At 63.4% G+C, this 16,334-nt stretch carries 15 protein-coding genes; 4 read left to right on the plus strand and 11 right to left on the minus strand.

The window, feature by feature from the left end:
• Positions 1–120: 120 nt before the first annotated feature.
• The 5 genes from ACZ9H4_RS07700 to ACZ9H4_RS07720 form a co-directional block, all read right to left on the minus strand.
• Positions 121–1,380 carry an acyl-CoA dehydrogenase family protein gene (locus tag ACZ9H4_RS07700; protein ID WP_408150680.1) on the minus strand — a complete coding sequence of 420 codons (1,260 nt, stop codon included), beginning with the start codon at positions 1,378–1,380 and terminating at the stop codon, positions 121–123.
• A 112-nt stretch (positions 1,381–1,492) separates the two neighbouring features.
• The gene (locus tag ACZ9H4_RS07705) at positions 1,493–2,599 is read right to left on the minus strand and encodes a phosphotransferase (RefSeq protein WP_476118637.1); all 1,107 of its coding nucleotides are present in this window, start codon (positions 2,597–2,599) and stop codon (positions 1,493–1,495) included.
• A gap of 20 nt (positions 2,600–2,619) precedes the next feature.
• A complete protein-coding gene (locus tag ACZ9H4_RS07710) occupies positions 2,620–3,336 on the minus strand; it encodes a histidine phosphatase family protein (RefSeq protein WP_476118638.1) in 717 nt (238 codons plus the stop codon).
• 66 nt (positions 3,337–3,402) lie between these two features.
• A complete protein-coding gene (locus tag ACZ9H4_RS07715) occupies positions 3,403–4,191 on the minus strand; it encodes an oxepin-CoA hydrolase, alternative type (protein ID WP_408150673.1) in 789 nt (262 codons plus the stop codon).
• Complete coding sequence (locus ACZ9H4_RS07720; protein WP_476118639.1) at positions 4,188–5,756, minus strand: 3-hydroxyacyl-CoA dehydrogenase; 1,569 nt, start codon at positions 5,754–5,756, stop codon at positions 4,188–4,190. Before ACZ9H4_RS07720 ends, ACZ9H4_RS07715 begins: the two co-directional genes overlap by 4 nt.
• A 134-nt stretch (positions 5,757–5,890) precedes the next feature.
• Here ACZ9H4_RS07720 and ACZ9H4_RS07725 point away from each other — a divergent pair, with 134 nt between their 5' ends.
• Entirely contained in the window at positions 5,891–6,538 is a 648-nt protein-coding gene (locus ACZ9H4_RS07725; protein WP_408154030.1) for a glutathione S-transferase family protein, read from the plus strand.
• Positions 6,539–6,656: 118 nt separating this feature from the next.
• Here ACZ9H4_RS07725 and ACZ9H4_RS07730 read toward each other — a convergent pair whose 3' ends face one another.
• Both ACZ9H4_RS07730 and ACZ9H4_RS07735 read right to left on the minus strand, forming a co-directional pair.
• Positions 6,657–7,829 (minus strand): pyridoxal phosphate-dependent aminotransferase, encoded by a 1,173-nt coding sequence (locus ACZ9H4_RS07730; protein WP_408150667.1) that lies wholly within the window; start codon positions 7,827–7,829, stop codon positions 6,657–6,659.
• A gap of 150 nt (positions 7,830–7,979) precedes the next feature.
• A complete protein-coding gene (locus ACZ9H4_RS07735) occupies positions 7,980–8,477 on the minus strand; it encodes a putative toxin-antitoxin system toxin component, PIN family (RefSeq protein ID WP_476118641.1) in 498 nt (165 codons plus the stop codon).
• 57 nt (positions 8,478–8,534) lie between these two features.
• On the opposite strand from ACZ9H4_RS07735, the gene yaaA reads away from it, so the two are divergent.
• Positions 8,535–9,317, plus strand: coding sequence for a peroxide stress protein YaaA (gene yaaA, locus ACZ9H4_RS07740; protein WP_408150663.1), 783 nt, complete (start codon positions 8,535–8,537; stop codon positions 9,315–9,317).
• A gap of 35 nt (positions 9,318–9,352) precedes the next feature.
• The gene (locus tag ACZ9H4_RS07745; protein ID WP_476118642.1) at positions 9,353–10,507 is read left to right on the plus strand and encodes a M14 family metallopeptidase; all 1,155 of its coding nucleotides are present in this window, start codon (positions 9,353–9,355) and stop codon (positions 10,505–10,507) included.
• 117 nt (positions 10,508–10,624) lie between these two features.
• Here the strand turns inward: ACZ9H4_RS07745 and ACZ9H4_RS07750 are convergent, their stop codons facing one another.
• The 4 genes from ACZ9H4_RS07750 to ACZ9H4_RS07765 all read right to left on the minus strand — a co-directional run bounded on the left by ACZ9H4_RS07750 (position 10,625) and on the right by ACZ9H4_RS07765 (position 14,538).
• Positions 10,625–11,278 (minus strand): BspC domain-containing protein, encoded by a 654-nt coding sequence (locus ACZ9H4_RS07750; RefSeq protein ID WP_408154038.1) that lies wholly within the window; start codon positions 11,276–11,278, stop codon positions 10,625–10,627.
• A 165-nt stretch (positions 11,279–11,443) separates the two neighbouring features.
• The gene (locus tag ACZ9H4_RS07755; protein ID WP_408150657.1) at positions 11,444–12,118 is read right to left on the minus strand and encodes an energy-coupling factor ABC transporter permease; all 675 of its coding nucleotides are present in this window, start codon (positions 12,116–12,118) and stop codon (positions 11,444–11,446) included.
• 111 nt (positions 12,119–12,229) lie between these two features.
• Positions 12,230–13,108 carry a response regulator transcription factor gene (locus ACZ9H4_RS07760; protein ID WP_408154040.1) on the minus strand — a complete coding sequence of 293 codons (879 nt, stop codon included), beginning with the start codon at positions 13,106–13,108 and terminating at the stop codon, positions 12,230–12,232.
• 215 nt (positions 13,109–13,323) lie between these two features.
• Positions 13,324–14,538, minus strand: a complete 1,215-nt coding sequence (locus ACZ9H4_RS07765) for a DUF2863 family protein (protein ID WP_408150653.1) — start codon at positions 14,536–14,538, stop codon at positions 13,324–13,326.
• Positions 14,539–14,798: 260 nt separating this feature from the next.
• Here ACZ9H4_RS07765 and ACZ9H4_RS07770 point away from each other — a divergent pair, with 260 nt between their 5' ends.
• Positions 14,799–15,914, plus strand: a complete 1,116-nt coding sequence (locus tag ACZ9H4_RS07770; protein ID WP_408154052.1) for an AI-2E family transporter — start codon at positions 14,799–14,801, stop codon at positions 15,912–15,914.
• Positions 15,915–16,334 lie beyond the last annotated feature (420 nt).

Here is a 16,334-nt window from a genome sequence, read left to right on the forward strand (position 1 = left end):
GCCGCCATTGACGAAAATTAGAGCATAGTTCGCACGAAGCTGCTTGCGGCGCCGCGAGCCACACTCGACGCTACGATCCCTTCGAGCCGTGCATTAACGCCGGCTCAAACGCCGGCGTGCTCAAACACGCGTAACCGGCATCTCCACGCGAGCCGCCGCGCCCGCATCCATATGACGCGCGAGTTCGAGTTTGGCGATGGCGTTGCGGTGCACTTCGTCGGGACCATCGGCGAAGCGCAGTGTGCGGGCCGACGCGTACGCATACGCGAGCGGAAAGTCGTCGCTGACACCGCCGCCGCCGTGCGCCTGAATCGCCCAGTCGATCACCTGACACGCCATGTTCGGCGCGACCACCTTGATCATTGCGATCTCGCCGCGTGCGCCCTTGTTGCCGACGGTGTCCATCATGTACGCGGTCTTCAGCGTGAGCAGGCGCGCCTGCTCGATCATGCAGCGCGCCTCGGCGAGGCGCTCCTGCGTGACACCTTGCGCCGCGACCGGTTTGCCGAACGCGATGCGTTGCAGCGAGCGTTTCGCCATCAGTTCGATGGCGCGCTCGGCGAGGCCGATCAAGCGCATGCAGTGATGGATGCGCCCCGGCCCGAGGCGGCCTTGCGCGATCTCGAAGCCGCGGCCTTCGCCGAGCAGCAGGTTGGTGGCGGGCACGCGCACGTTATCGAGCGTGATTTCCATGTGGCCGTGCGGTGCGTCGTCGTAACCGAAGACGGTGAGCGGACGGTGCACGGTGATGCCGGTGGCGTCGGCGGGGATGAGGATCATCGACTGCTGCTGGTGGCGCGGCGCGTCGGGATCGGTCTTGCCCATCACGATATAGATTTTGCAGCGCGGATCGCCCGCGCCCGACGACCACCACTTGTGGCCGTTGATCACGTAGTAATCGCCATCGCGCACGATGCGGGTCTGGATGTTGGTCGCATCCGACGACGCCACTTCCGGCTCCGTCATCAGAAACGCCGAACGGATGTGGCCTTGCAGCAGCGGTTCAAGCCACTCGCGTTTGTTGTCCTCACTGCCGTAGCGTTCGATCGTCTCCATGTTTCCGGTGTCGGGCGCGTTGCAGTTGAACACTTCGGGCGCCCAGGGCACGCGGCCCATGATCTCGCACAGCGGCGCGTATTCGAGATTCGTCAGCCCGGCGCCGCGCACGGAGTCCGGCAGGAACAGGTTCCACAAGCCCGCGTCGCGCGCCTTCTGTTTGAGTTCCTCGATCAGCTCGGTCGGCAGCCATGCGTTGCCGTTCTGGCGATTGCGCGCAATCTCCGCATAGAACGCCTGCTCGTTCGGATAAATGTGCTCGTCGAAGAAGGCGAGCAGCTTTTCGCGCAACGCCTGAACCTTCGGGGTGTAATCGAAATTCATCTAGGACCTCGCGGATAACGGACAGCGGATGATGTGGGTTCGGAGCGCGTCGTGTGGGACGCAGAGCCCGTAGCGCATCGCTCCGGACACCCGGCCCCGCGCGCGAATTCAGTTAGCGCACCTTCTGCGCATAGCGCCACGCAAGTTCGGCCATCGGCTTAGCGCGACGTCCTGCATCGAGCGCCTGCGCGCTGGCCGCGGTGCCGTCGACGACGCGCTTCATGATCCCTTGCAGGATCGCGGCGATGCGGAACATGTTGTAGGCCAGATAGAAATTCCAGTCGCCGTGAATCTCAAAGCCGGTGCGCTGGCAATAACGTGCGACATACTGCGCTTCATCGGGGATGCCCAAGGCGGCCCAATCCAGGCCGGCGATGCCGCGGAACTGCGCCGGATCGACATGCCACGCCATGCAGTGATAGGCGAAGTCGGCGAGCGGATCGCCGAGCGTGGACAGTTCCCAGTCGAGGACCGCGAGCACGCGCGGTTCGTGTGGATGGAAGATCAGATTGTCGAGCCGGTAGTCGCCATGCACGACCGATGCGCGTCCACGGGTCTCGGCCGGCATGTGCTGCGGCAGCCATTCGATCAGCCGCTGCATCGCGTCGATCGGTTCGGTCTCGGACGCCAGGTACTGTTTGCTCCAGCGGCCAATTTGCCGTGCAAAGTAATTGCCCGGCTTGCCGTAGTCGGCGAGACCTGCGGCCTCGACATCGACGCTGTGCAACGCCGCGATCACACGATTCATTTCGTCGTAGATCGCCGCGCGCTCGGTGGGCGTCATGCCGGGCAGCGACTGGTCCCACAACACGCGGCCCTCGACGAACTCCATCACGTAGAACGCGCGGCCGATCACGCTTTCGTCCTCGCATAGCGCGAGCATTTGCGCGACCGGCACGCCGGTATCGGCGAGTGCGCGCATCACGCGATACTCGCGTTCGACGGCGTGCGCGGAGGGTAGCAGTTTCGCCGCGGGACCGGGCTTCGCGCGCATCACATACGAACGCGACGGGGTAACCAGCTTGAACGTGGGATTGGACTGGCCGCCCGCGAATTGCTCGAGCGTGAGCGGTCCGGCAAATCCGTCAACCTGCCGGGTGAGCCATGCGGCGAGCGCGTCGGTGTCGAAGCGCTGCCGCTCGTTGACCGGGCGCGTGCCCTCGAAGGCCGAATAGTCCGGCTTGTGTGCGGGTTCGCCAGTCGATGTGGCTTGCACCATGTGTCTCCTCCAGTTCGGGTTCAGCTACGCTTGTATTGAATGAATTGTGCGTAGAGCATTTCCATCGTGGTGTTGCGGACGTCGCGATGCAGCGGCGACGGCGGTGAATAGTTGAGCGTGCGCAGCACCCAGTCGCGCGGCGCCGCGCCGACATCGAGCGCGTTGATGCAGCCGGTGGCCTGCGCCAGGTGGCCGAAGAACGTGCGGCCGCCCGCGGTGATCGCGTGCGACAGAATCGCGCGATTCACGCCGCCGTGCAGGACCAGCAACACGGTGTCCCACGAGCTGTCTTCGCGCAGCGCAGCGACTGCCGGCAGCACGCGGTCGAACAATGCGCCAATGGTTTCGCCATCGAGAAAGCGCGTGCTTTCCGGCACGATGCCGTCGAACACGCCAAGAAACGCGGCTTCCAGGTCCTGCATGGGAATGCCGCCGAGCTTGCCGCCGCGAATCTCCTGCAACGCGGGCTCGATTTCGAGTTCGATCTGCTGGCCCGTTTCGGCCAGCACGCGCTGAGCGGTTTCCACCGTGCGCGGCAAACCGCTGACGATCACACGATCGAAGCGCACCCCTTGCCCGGTGAACACGCGGCCCGCTGCGCTCGCCTGCTCGCGGCCGTTCGCGTTCAACGGCACGGTCTCGGGATCGATCGCGCGGCCGGAGTCGTCGAAGTAGGTGACGTCGCCGTGCCGCATCAGAAAGATGCGGCGGCGTTTGGGCAGTTGGTAGTCAGGCATGGTCGCTGGGTTCATTCCTCGTTCAATCGCGGTTCAATCGCAGTTCACTCAGGGTTCACTCACGGTTCACTTATAGACCGGCGCGCGTTTTTCGAGGAACGCGGAAATCCCTTCGAGCCCTTCGCGGTGATGCAGCGAAGCGACGAAGCTGTCACGCTCCGCGACCAGATGCTCGGCGAGCGGCTGCGTGCCGGCCGCGCCGATCAACCCCTTGATACGCGCGACCGAATTGGGCGAGATCTTGCCGAGTTCGTCGGCCCAGCCGACGGCGGCATCGCGCGCGGAACCCGGCTTGGCCAGCTTGTTGACGACGCCGAGTTCATGCAGACGCGCAGCGCCGATCGGCTTGCCTTCGATCAGCACTTCGGTGGCCAACTGGCGCGGGAGTGCCTGGGCGAGAAACCACGAACCGCCGCCGTCGGGCGTCAGGCCCACGCGTGCGTACGACATCACGAATTTGGCGTCGTCCGCGGCGACGATCAGGTCGCACGCGAGAGCGAGCGAGAAGCCCGCGCCGGCGGCGGCGCCATCGACCGCGGCGATCACCGGTTTCGACGACAGACGCAGCGCCGAAATCCACTGGCCGAGCAGATCGATGCTCTCCGCCTGCACGGACGGATCTTTCGCGCGGTTTTCGAGCAGGCGGTTCAGATTGCCGCCCGCGCAGAAGAAGTTGTCGGCGCCGGTGATCACGATGGCGCGGATCGACGGATCGCGCTCCGCCGAGTCGAGCGCTTCGATGCCGGCCGCGTACATGTCCGGATGCAGCGCGTTGCGCGCGCCGGGGTTCGACAGCGTGAGAACCAGCGTCGATTCGCTTTCGGTCGGGCGCGAGGTCAGTAGTTCGGCGCTCATGCGAGGGTCTCCTTTTGCGTTTGCGTTTGACTATCCGCCGCGTCGCGTTGCGTCAGCGACAGACCCAGTTGTGCGCGCCGTGCGAGCCACGGTGACGGACGGTAACGCGGGTCGCCGAGCACGCTGAACATATTGCGCAGGATCGTAAGGATGGTGGTGGCGCCGAGCGCGTCGCCGAGCGCGAGCGGGCCGCGTGGGTAGCCGAGACCGAGCGTGACGGCGAGATCGATGTCCTCGGGCGTGGCAATCTGCTTTTGCGCGATCTCGCAGCCGATGTTGACGATCGTCGCCACCACGCGTTGCGCGACGAAGCCCGTCGAGTCGCGAATGACGGTGACGGGCACGCCATCGGCGGCGAACAGCGCATGCGCGGCGTCGCGTGTGGCGCGTGTGGTGGCCGGCGTGGTCATCAGCGTACGGCGCTGTGCGCCGACGAGCGGGAAGAGGGCGTCGATGGCGACCACGCGGCTCGCGTCGAGCGCTTCGTCGACGGCGGACGTAGTCGCATCGTGACCGAACGGCGTCACGACGATCAGCGAGTCCGCTGCGGGGGTGACGCCGTCGTCGAGCTTCACGCCGGCGTTGCCGACGAGTTGCACGACGGCCTCACACGCTTGCGGATAACGCTTGCTGACCCACACGCTCGGCGGCAGTGCCGTCGGTGCGGGCGCTTCGGCGCTCACCTGCTGCTTGCCGTCCACGTAGCGATAAAAGCCTTCGCCTGTCTTGCGGCCGAGCAGTCCGCCCGCGAGCCGCGTACCGGTGATCGGCGACGGCGTGAAGCGCGGCTCTTCATAGAATTGGTGGTAGATCGACTCCATCACCGGATGCGAGACGTCGAGTGCGGTCAGGTCCAATAATTCGAACGGTCCGAGGCGAAAGCCCGCCTGTTCGCGCATGATGCGGTCGATCTCCGCGAAACTCGCGACGCCTTCACCCGCCACGCGCAAGCCCTCGGTGTTCATGCCGCGCCCCGCGTGATTCACGATGAAGCCGGGCATGTCCTTGGCGCGTACCGGCGTGTGGCCCATGCGGCGCGCGAGATCCATCAGCGCATCGCCCGCCGCGGGGTCGCTGCGCAGACCGTCGATCACCTCGACGACCTTCATCAACGGAACAGGATTGAAGAAGTGATAGCCGAGCACGCGTGACGGATCGGTGCAACCGGCAGCAATTGCCGTGATCGATAGCGACGATGTGTTGGACGCCAGCACGCAACGGCCGCTCACCACGGTTTCGAGTTCGCGAAAGAGCGCCTGCTTCACATCGAGCTTTTCGACGATCGCCTCGACGACCAGGTCGCAGCCCGCCATCTCGCCGATCGCCTGCGCGCCGCTCACGTTGGCCAGCGCGGCAAGCGAGCGTGCCTGGTCGAGCTTGGCTTTGGCCGTCAACTTGGCGAAAGTCTCGGCGAGATAGTCGCGCGCGGCGCCGACAGCGGCGGGGTTGGTGTCGTACAGGCGCACCTTGAGGCCCGCGAGCGCGGCGATTTGCGCAATGCCACGGCCCATTGCGCCGGTGCCGACAATGCCGATAGTCTCGATGCTGAAATTGCGAGAGTTCATTGTGATGCTCGGCTCCATGGTTATTTTAGAATAGCACGATCGTGCAATTTACTGGATGATTGTTCGAAGGCCGTTGCTTTGGCTGTCGCGTCGGCAGTGATAGGCGGTCTCATACAACTCGAAGGAGACACCCGATGATCAAACTCTGCGGTTTCGCGCTGTCCAACTACTACAACAAAGTGAAGTTCGTGCTTCTCGAACACGGCATTGCGTTCGAAGAGGTGTTGGTGCTGCCGAGCCAGGACGAGGCCGTGCTCGCGCATTCGCCGCTCGGCAAGGTGCCTTACCTGCAAACCGAAGAGGGTGATCTGTGCGAATCGCAATGCATCGTCGAGTATCTGGCCGCGCGCTTTCCCGACAAGGCGATTTTCTCCGCCGACCCGTGGCAAGCAGCCAAGGAGCGCGAGATGATCATGTTCGTCGATGTGCATCTCGAACTGACCGTGCGAAATCTCTACAAGGAAGCGTTCTTCGGCGGGACGGTGAGCGATGCGACCAAAGGGCGTGTCGAGAAGCTGCTCGCGCATCACATCGCCGGCTTCAGGCGGATTGCGAAGTTCGGGCCGTATTTGTGCGGCGAGCGCTTCGGCGTCGCGGATACGGCAGGGTATGTGAGCTTGCCGCTCGTGGGCATGGCAACGCAGGCCATCTACGGCCGCGATTTTCTGCTCGACGCGGGCATCGACTGGAAGCGCTATGTGAAGACGCTCGGCGCCCGGCCGGCCGCGCAGCGCGTGACCGAAGACCGCAAGGCGTATATCGCGGCAACGCGCTCCGCGTGAGCGCAGGCGCCGCCGTTGAAACGGGCCGCTGCATGCGGGGCAAGGGGGCACGCACGTGTTGGCCGCGGCGCGCGATGGCGAGGAACATGGGTTCGTTCGCAGCATCGCGCGGGACATCCTAGAGCCGCGCCAGTCGGTCGAGCGCGGTGGCGAGCGTGCTTTCCTGTTTGGCAAAGCAGAAGCGCACCACGCCCGATTCGTGCGCTTCGTGATAGAAGGCCGAGACTGGAATGGCCGCGACGCCGATCTCGCCAGTCAGCCATTGCGCAAACTCGGCTTCGGGCAGATCGCTGATCGCCGAATAGTCGACGCACTGAAAGTAGGTGCCCGTGCACGGCAGCAACTTGAAGCGCGAATTCGCGAGGCCCGCGCGGAAGAAGTCGCGCTTTTTCTGATAGAACGCCGGCAGGTCGAGATACGGCGCCGGGTCTTTCATGTAGTCGGCGAGGCCGATCTGCATCGGCGTGTTGACCGTGAACACGTTGAACTGGTGAACCTTACGGAACTCGGCGGTGAGCGCGGCGGGCGCCGCCACGTAGCCGACTTTCCAGCCCGTCACGTGATAGGTCTTGCCGAAGCTCGACACCACGAAACTGCGCTGCTCGAGTTCCGGATAACGCGCGACGCTTTCGTGCGGCGCGCCGTCGTAGACCATGTGCTCATACACTTCGTCGGACAGGATCAGCACGTTGGTGCCGCGCACGATCTCTTCGAGCTTGCGCATGTCTTCCGCGCGCCACACCGTGCCGGTCGGATTGTGCGGTGTGTTGATCAGCAGCAGCCGTGTTTTTGGCGTGATCGCGGCGGCGAGTTTGTCGAACGGGATCGCGTAGTCGGGCGCTTCGAGCGTGACGAAGACCGGCTTGCCGCCGGCCAGTTCGATCGACGGCAGATAGCTGTCGTAGGTTGGCTCGATCACGACCACTTCGTCGCCGGGATGGACGGTGCAGAGAATTGCCGTGAGCAATGCTTGCGTCGCGCCTGCCGTCACGGTGATTTCGCTCGCGGCGTCGTAGCGGCGGCCGTACAGGTTCTCAATCTTGTCCGAAATAGCCTGACGCAGCGGTGCGACGCCGGCCATGGGCGGGTACTGATTATGGCCGTCGCGCATCGCGTTCGCGACCGCGTCGACAATGCGCGGATCGCAGCCGAAGTCGGGAAAGCCCTGGCCCAGATTCACCGCGCCTTTCTCGGCGGCGAGCGCGCTCATCACGGTGAAAATCGTCGTGCCGACGTTCGGCAGGCGAGACGGAAACGAGGGACTCATGGGCGTATCGTGCGGTGCATTCATGGCGCTGTCCGGAGCGTGGGCGAGTGGGTTGGCGAAATCGACGAACGGAGCCGTCGACAAGGACGAAGCCTGATTGTAGGGAATCGCGGCGCTCTGTGCGCGCCACGGGCTCCGCGTTGGCCGTTTGGCCAGGATGTCATGGCGTCGGAGTCATGCGGGTGCGGGCTCGCCGGCGGCGCTCATCGAAGCGCCGAGCGCGGCGACGAACGGCGCCGGCTGCGCGATCTGGAAGCCGAAGTCGCGCGCGATCCGTTTCGCGAGCTTCAACACCGCGCGATCTTTCGACACCAGCCAGTCGGCCTGCACCGCGTGCGCGAGTTCGAGGAACTTCTGGTCGTCGCGGTCTTTGCATTTGGGCAAGGGCTTGGCGTCCCCCGCCGGTGCAGCGGGTTCGACCAGTTGCGCGAGACGTGCGACGACCGCGAGCGCGGCGGCCTTGTCCACGTTCCGATGCACGAATTGCGGATAGTCGAGCACAAAAGTGAGTTCGGCGAGACAGCGCGCGTCGATCAGCGCGGCCAGCGCGCCGCTTTCGAGTGCGGCCGCGATCGGCCGCGTGTGCGGGTCGTCGAACACGAGAATATCGATCCATACATTGGAATCGAGGACGACGCGCAAAGCGCCGTGTGAGGCATGGGAACCGGGCATTCGTTACAATCTGGCTTTCGTCTTTGACCGCCAGGCACGGCGTGCCTGCAAGCCTCTATGATAATCGTTCTGTCGCCGGCGAAATCGCTCGACTACGAAACCCCGCCGCACGTCAGCAAGCACACGATCCCCGATTTCGTCGACGACGCGGCCGAACTGATCGGTGGATTGCGCCGTTTGTCGCCCGCGCAGATCGCTTCGCTGATGGACATTTCCGATCAGCTCGCGCATCTCAACTTCCAGCGTTACGCCGAATGGTCGCCCCAGTTCGGCACGCACAACGCCAAGCAGGCGGTGCTCGCATTCAATGGCGACGTGTACGAAGGGTTCAACGCGAAGACGCTTTCGTCGGCCGACCTCGACTATGCGCAGAATCACGTGCGCGTGCTGTCCGGCTTGTACGGCTTGCTGCGTCCGCTCGATCTGCTGCAGCCGTACCGGCTCGAAATGGGCACGCGTTTCGCCAATCCGCGCGGCAAGGATCTGTACGCGTTCTGGGGCGAGCGCATCACGCAGGCGTTGAATGCGCAAATGAAGAAGAACGCCAAGGCGTCGCGCGTGCTGGTGAATTGCGCGTCGGGCGAGTACTTCAAGTCGGTCAAGCCGAAACTGCTCGATGCGCCGGTCGTCACGCCGGTGTTCGAAGACTGGAAAGGCGGCCGCTACAAGATCATCAGCTTCCATGCAAAGCGCGCGCGCGGCCTGATGGCGCGCTACGCCGTGGAAAACCGCCTCGAGCGGCCCGAGCAGTTGAAGGCATTCGACGCCGAAGGCTATGGGTTCGACGCCGCGGCTTCGAACGATTCCACTTACGTATTCCGCCGCCGCGTCGCTGAATAAGCGTTGCACCGTGCAGGGAGGCAGGGAAGAACATCATGACGTTATCGATTACGAGCAATTTCGACGCCGGCGCAATTGAAGTGTTGTCCTGCGAGGACGCCGGCAATATCCGTCTGCGCGTGCGGCCGGACAGCCACGCCGAGTTTGCGCAATGGTTCTATTTCCGCGTGTCGGGCGCGGCGGGCACGCGCTGCGTGATGACTTTCGAGAATGCCGCCGCGTGCGCGTTCGCCGAAGGCTGGCGCGACTATCAGGCGGTGGCGAGCTATGACCGGGTGAACTGGTTTCGCGTCCCGACCGCGTACGACGGTCGCGTGCTGACGATCGATCACACGCCGGATTTCGATCGCATCTACTACGCGTATTTCGAGCCGTATAGCGAAGAGCGTCATTCGGAGTTTCTCGGTGCCGTGCAGCAGATGCCGCAGGCCACGCTCACCGAACTGGGCACGAGCGTCGAAGGCCGGCCGATGTCGCTGCTCACGCTCGGCACGCCGCAAACCGGCGAGACGCCCAGGAAGAAGATCTGGTTGATCGCGCGTCAGCATCCTGGCGAGACGATGGCCGAGTGGTTTATCGAAGGTCTCGTCAAACGCCTCGTGGGTTGGGGCGATTGGGCGGGCGATCCGGTCGCGCGCAAACTCTACGATCACGCGGTGTTCTACATCGTGCCGAACATGAATCCGGACGGCAGCGTGCACGGCAATCTGCGTACCAACGCGGCCGGTGCGAACCTGAATCGCGAGTGGATGGAGCCGGACGCCGCGCGCAGTCCTGAAGTGCTGCTGGTGCGCGACGCGATTCACGCGACCGGCTGCGACCTGTTCTTCGATATTCACGGGGACGAAGCGCTGCCCTATGTGTTCGTGGCCGGTTCCGAAATGCTGCCGGGTTTCACCGAACGGCAAGGTCAGGAGCAGAAGGCGTTCATCGACGCATTCAAGCACGCGAGTCCGGATTTCCAGGACAAGTACGGCTATGCCGCGAGCAAGTATCGCGAGGATGCGCTGAAGCTCGCGTCGAAGTACATCGGCAACCAATTCGGCTGCCTGTCACTGACGCTGGAGATGCCGTTCAAGGACAACGCCAATCTGCCCGACGAGCGGGTGGGCTGGAACGGCGAGCGCAGTGCGTCGCTTGGCGCCGCGATGTTGCAGGCGATTTTGCGGCACGTGGAGACGTTTGCCTGAAACGAACGCTGGGAAAAAAGAGGCGCACGGTGACGCGTGCGCCTCTTTTGCTTTGGGCCGCCACTATCCGTGGCGGCGCGAGCGGATGAGTCGATGCCGCCGCAGCGGCGCCCGTCATCAGTTCTTCTTTTTCGCCGTAGATTTTTTGGCGGTCGACTTACTCGACGTCGCTTTCGACGACTTGCCCGAGCTTGTCTTGGACGGCTTCGAGATCGCCTTCTTCGTCGTTTTGCCGCTCGAGGAGTGCTTGCCCTTGGTGCTCTTGTGCTTGCCCGACGCGGCCGGCAATCCTGACGACTCCGCACTGCGCGCGCGAGCCGGCGGCACAGGATCATTCCAGCTGAACGCGAGCATCTGGGCGCCGACATAGCCGCAGCGGAATTTCAGCGGGGTAGGGTCGCCTTCCCCGTTCTGACGGACGCCGATTCCTTCGACGATGACGATGTTGTCGACCTTGACGCGCTGCTTGCCTTCATCGAACGAATCGTTCCAGGGCGTGACCGACGCGTGCGCGCTGTCGAACGAACTGGGTGGAAAATCGACATGGTCGAAGGCGGTCGAAGTGCCGGCGACAAAATCGCCGTGAGCCGCGCAGTCCGCGACTAGCGGGTCGGCGTGCAGGTCACTGACAAATTTGTTGACGAGATCGTTGTGCTGTTCGAGTTGATCGGCGAATGCGGGAGCGGCGCAGATGAGCGACAAACTCGCTGCAACTGTCGCCAACCGGCCGACCAGCCGCAGCAATCGGCGCGGTACGTTGGTGCGATCCATCTAGTTCTTTAGACGCGAAGAGGATATGAGGCAAGTAAGATGCCCGCCGGGAGCAGGGAGTTCAATCCTGACACAAATAATTTTGTCCTGTGCCGGTGCGCGGCTTCGGTAGGTTCGGTATGCCTACGCGGCCGACTGCGGCCACCCGTTAAAGAATCGCCGGTGTCAGGTGCGAGGGCCGCCCAGCCGGTATCGGCGCACATCATACGTGGTGACCCACGCGGGACGGTAGACGGCAATCAACGCGGTCGACATGCCGGTGAACCAGGCCTCGCCGGTGGCGAGCAGAAACACGCTGAACGCGTAGCCGGCGGGCACCACTGTCGTTGAACCATCGGCGAGCGCGATGTGGACGCCGAGCGCCGCCGCTGCGGTGAGCGACACGGCAATGGCGGGCGAGACGAAACCCTGGCCGAAGATGAACATGAAAAGGTTGCGCGGAAGCCAGGCGATGCTGATGCGCTGGAGCAGAGTCGAGATGCCGACAGGCACCGCGCCGTACACGAGGAATGTTAGCGCGATGCCCTGCCAGGGCGCATCGAAGACCACGGCGGCAATACCTGTGACGACTGCCATCGCGATCAGTGCCAGCGCCCAGTCGAATAGCGTGACGAAGAGCGTGGCGCCGAGCAGGTGCATCACGGTGCCGTCGTCGAGCCAGGCATTGCTCGCCCACAGCACCGACACTGCGACGATGATCGCAAGCCAGACATGCTGCAGTGTGCCGTCCTGAAGTCGTTTGAAAGGATTTTTCCACAGCGCGAGCGCGACCACTATCGCAGTGGCGATCCAGCCACCGACAGCGACCCAGAACGGAAGCGGTGTGTAGAGGAAACCCATGTATCCATATTACTCGTTGGACGAGAAAAGGTGTGAGCGGATTCCATGCCAGCCGATACAAACGCTGCCTTCGAGGGCGTGTTCAGGCCGCTGCGCGCGTGGTCACGAACCTCATGCCGAACCGGGTGTGAGTGGCTTCGACGGTAGTCCGGCGGCTGGTGCGTCGCCGTAGGGTGTGCTGGGCTCGGCCGCCATCGGCAGTGAGGGGGGCGTGTCGCTGGCGGGCAACGGATACTGGAAGCGCCGCCGTTGGTGACGCCGCAGCGGAATGACCCCGGCTTGTCCCATCACCGGCCGCGTCGAGCCTTCGCCGTTGTTGCACAAGACCTGCAGATGGTTCGTCAGCCAGCCGTTGTAAAGCGCGACCGCGGCGGCGCGATTGGGTGCGCCGAGTTGCTGGAATATGCTGGTCAGGTGGATCTTGACCGTGCCCTCGCTGATGCCGAGGGTGCGCGCGATCATCTTGTTGGTACTGCCCATGTGGACGCAGCGCATGATCTGCTCCTGGCGCGGCGACAGTCCGCTGGAAAGCCGATTGCGGCGTGGCGGCGGATTCTTCGCATCGAACACGCGGATGGCGGTATCCGGTGGCAGCGGGGGATCGAGGGCGAGCGCGCCAGGCGGCACGTAGTGGCCGCCGAGCAGCACCATTTCGAAGGCGCGCACAATCAGACACGGATCGGTATCGCGCGGCACGACACCGAGCACGCCTTCATCCATGAGCGCTCGCACGATGATCGGCGAGATGTCGTCGGTTAGCACTGCGACGCGCAGATCGGGGTAGTGGCTGAGCAGTTCGCGGGCATCCGCGATTGTCATCCAGTCCTGCCAGTCGATCACGAGCAGGTCGGGCCGGTGACGCCTGAAGGTGCGTTCGATCTGGCGCCAATCCTGGGCTTCGGTAAAGCGCGCCAGTCGGTCGATTTGCCGCAGTAATGCTTTGAGTCCATCACGTCGTTCAGCGTTTGAGTTGAGTATCGAGAATCTCATGCATGTCTCCAGATGAATCGGGCGAGGTGGCGCGACGTATCCGTCCGGCGCTTGAGCCAGACACATGCAATGCGTCGCCATCTCTATGATGACAAATTCCCTCCCGTTTGACGGCCTGTCCGAAAGGCATAAGAAGCATGCGCAATCAAACAAAAAGCCCCGCTGAGCGGGGCTTTTTCTCTCTCGGGCAATGCGCGGCACCGCCGCGCTTATGCTCAATGGAAATGCGGCTGCGCGGGCTCCGCGTCCTCGGGCATTTCGGCGTGGACGATTTCGCCGAGCGGATCCGCATAAAGCGGTACGCCGCAGTCATCGCAATATTCCGGCTCGAAGCGTCCCGCATGGCGCCGCACGTCGGTGACGCCGGTCTCCTTGAGCAGCGCGACGATTTCCTCGAGCGGATCGTCGGACGCTGAGCTCTCCTGCGGTTCTTCGTCGATGCCAGGTTCACCGTTCTCGCGGCCGTACAGCGGCCACACGACGCCGTAAATCACGTCATTGCTGCCCCGGCGCGTGAAGCCGACGCGGTATTCGTCGATGCGGCGCTCACCGAACCCCGCGACAACCGCACGCAACTCCTGCGGCGCGGCTCCAATTGTGTCGAATAGATAACGCACGGCGGTCCGCACCGTGTGAGGGCGCACACTTTCGTCGGCGTCGCGGCAGGCCGAGTAGTATGCATCCGGCAACAGACACTCGAATTCGCAGCCCGGCAGCACCAGCGACAGGTTGGCGCCGCCTTGGGTCGTCCATTGTTCGAGACATTGGCCGCGCTCGATCCGGCTGCCGTGCTCTTCTTCCTGCCAGCGGAACGTCGGCTCGCCCACCGGCGCCGCGACGACGGCGAGCAGGAAGCGCGGGTCGGCCAGAATCGGCGAAGTTTCCGGCAGTTCGTTGAAATTGAGCTTGACGTTGCCGCCGCCCATCGCCACCTGAGCCAGCTGCTGGGCGAGGCGCCACGTTTCGACGTGATGGCGCGGCAGCTGATCGATGCTGTACAGGAACGGCGCCATCGCGACGCGGGTGTCGGCGGCGAGCACGTGTGCTTGCAGGTGCGCGCGCAGCGCGTCGGCCGCCTCGGCTTTGAGCGGGCCGGACGGAATCATGTAGCGGGTCCAGGCGAGCACGGGCGCAGCGATCAGCAGCGCTTCATAAGACACGCCGTCATGTTCGATCACGAACGATTCGCTGTGGGTTTCCGCCATATCGGCGAGCGCGCCGTAGGCATCGGGATGATTCTGCTGCAGATGATCGAGCGCGGCGTCCAGCGTGGTCTGGTTGGCGTTGCGGACGATCCTGGCGAGCAGTGCATCGAGCTTTGCTTCCCAGAAGCGGTCCTCAGTGCGGCTGCCCGACGCGAAAAGCGCGAGCGAGAGACCGACCAGCTTGTCGGCATCGGGGGGGAGACGTTTGGCGATTCGCGAGCGCATAAATCCGGAAATTGGGGGGCAGAGAACCTTATATTCTAGTCTTTTCTATGCCGTCATATTGTTTGGCCGGCAATGCCGGATGGATTAGGACGTTTCCAGACGAAAAATCAGTCTGTCGCGCGGGCCGCACATCGCCTCGGCCGGATGGTATAAGACACCCCCGAGGACGGGACTCGCTTCTATACTGACGGCGTTCAGTGGGGCGCCTGACAAGCGTAGGTCAATTTGCCGCCGTGGTTTGGCGCAATAGGAGATTCGTCGTGAAATCAGACCAACTGATCGAACGTCTTGCCGCTGTATTCGCGCTGATTATTCTGGTGGGCGGCTCGCTGCTGGTGCTGGCGCCTTTCACAACCGCCTTGCTGTGGGGCGCGATTCTCAGTTATAGCTCCTGGGGGCTTTACCGGCGGCTCACCGCCGCGGTCGGTGGGCGGCGCAAATTGGCCGCCACTTTGATCGTGCTCATCATTCTGGTGGTCGTGCTGGGGCCATTCGTCTATGCGGGCTTTGCGTTCGGCGCACACGTTCACGAGATCGTTGCGCTGGTGCAAAGGCTATTCGAGGATGGCTTGCCTGAGCTCCCGCCATGGGTCGCTCGGATTCCGCTGATTGGTTCGAATATCCAGGCCTTCTGGGAGCGTCTGACCAGCGGCAATTCGGAACTGATCGCTCAGTTGCGCACGCTCGCGGCACCGGCCGGCAAGTGGATTCTGGCGGCGGCGATTGCTGTGACGCACGGTCTGGGTTTGCTGGCGTTGAGCATCGTGCTAGCGTTCTTTTTTTATACCGGCGGAGAGGGAGCGGCTGCGTGGCTCAATGCGGGGATGCGGCGCATCACCGGCGAACGCGCCGACTATCTGTTGGCGCTGGCGGGCAGCACGGTGAAGGGGGTGGTCTACGGGATTCTTGGTACCGCGCTCGTGCAAGGGGTCCTGGCGGGTTTTGGTTGCTGGGTCGCGGGGGTGCCGGCTCCGGCGCTGCTTGGACTGGCGACATTTTTCCTGTCTGTGATACCGGGCGGCCCGGTGATCGTGTGGCTGCCTGCTGCGATCTGGCTGTATCACGGCGGTGAGACCGGGTGGGCGATCTTTCTGGTCGTGTGGGGCGTGCTGGCTGTCGGCATGTCCGACAATGTCATCAAGCCGATCCTGATAGGCAAGAACAGTGACATGCCGCTGATTCTGGTGATGCTGGGTATTCTAGGCGGCGCGTTGGCTTTCGGTTTCCTCGGCGTTTTCATCGGCCCGACTTTGCTGGCGGTTGCGTACACCGTGCTCCACGACTGGACGATCGGCTCGCCGGGCGCCCGTGCGTTGGCGCCCGATCTGAAGGAGCCCGCGGTCAATGAACCGCGCCGCATAGAAAAGGCGCCTTGAATAAACATTGAGATAACGCTTGCAAGTCCCCTTGGGGCTCGCTAGAATTCCGCTCTTTCGTGCTTCGGATACCGGGGCACGGAGAAGCGGGAAAGCCAGCAGTGGCAAGGCTTCCAGCGCGGTGGGCAGGGTGAGTGAGTGATAAAAACCTGTTGACGGCGCCGCGGAAGTTCTCCATAATCTCGTTTCTCTGCTGCTGATGCAGCGACGCAGAACGAAGCGGTGCCGGGTGGTTGAAGTGGGCGCTGTGCGTGAGCGGATCGATCTTTAAAAATTAACAGCCGATAAGTGTGGGCGCTTGATGCGAGACGCGACGGTGGATTCTTTGGAGTCTGCTGTAAAAGCGAAAGTATCAAGTCTCACACAGTAATGAAAGGAAGGTTTGACCGTCGAGAGATGATCGAACACTTCGTCAGTACG

It is taken from the genome of Paraburkholderia sp. TE9906 (assembly GCF_056279605.1).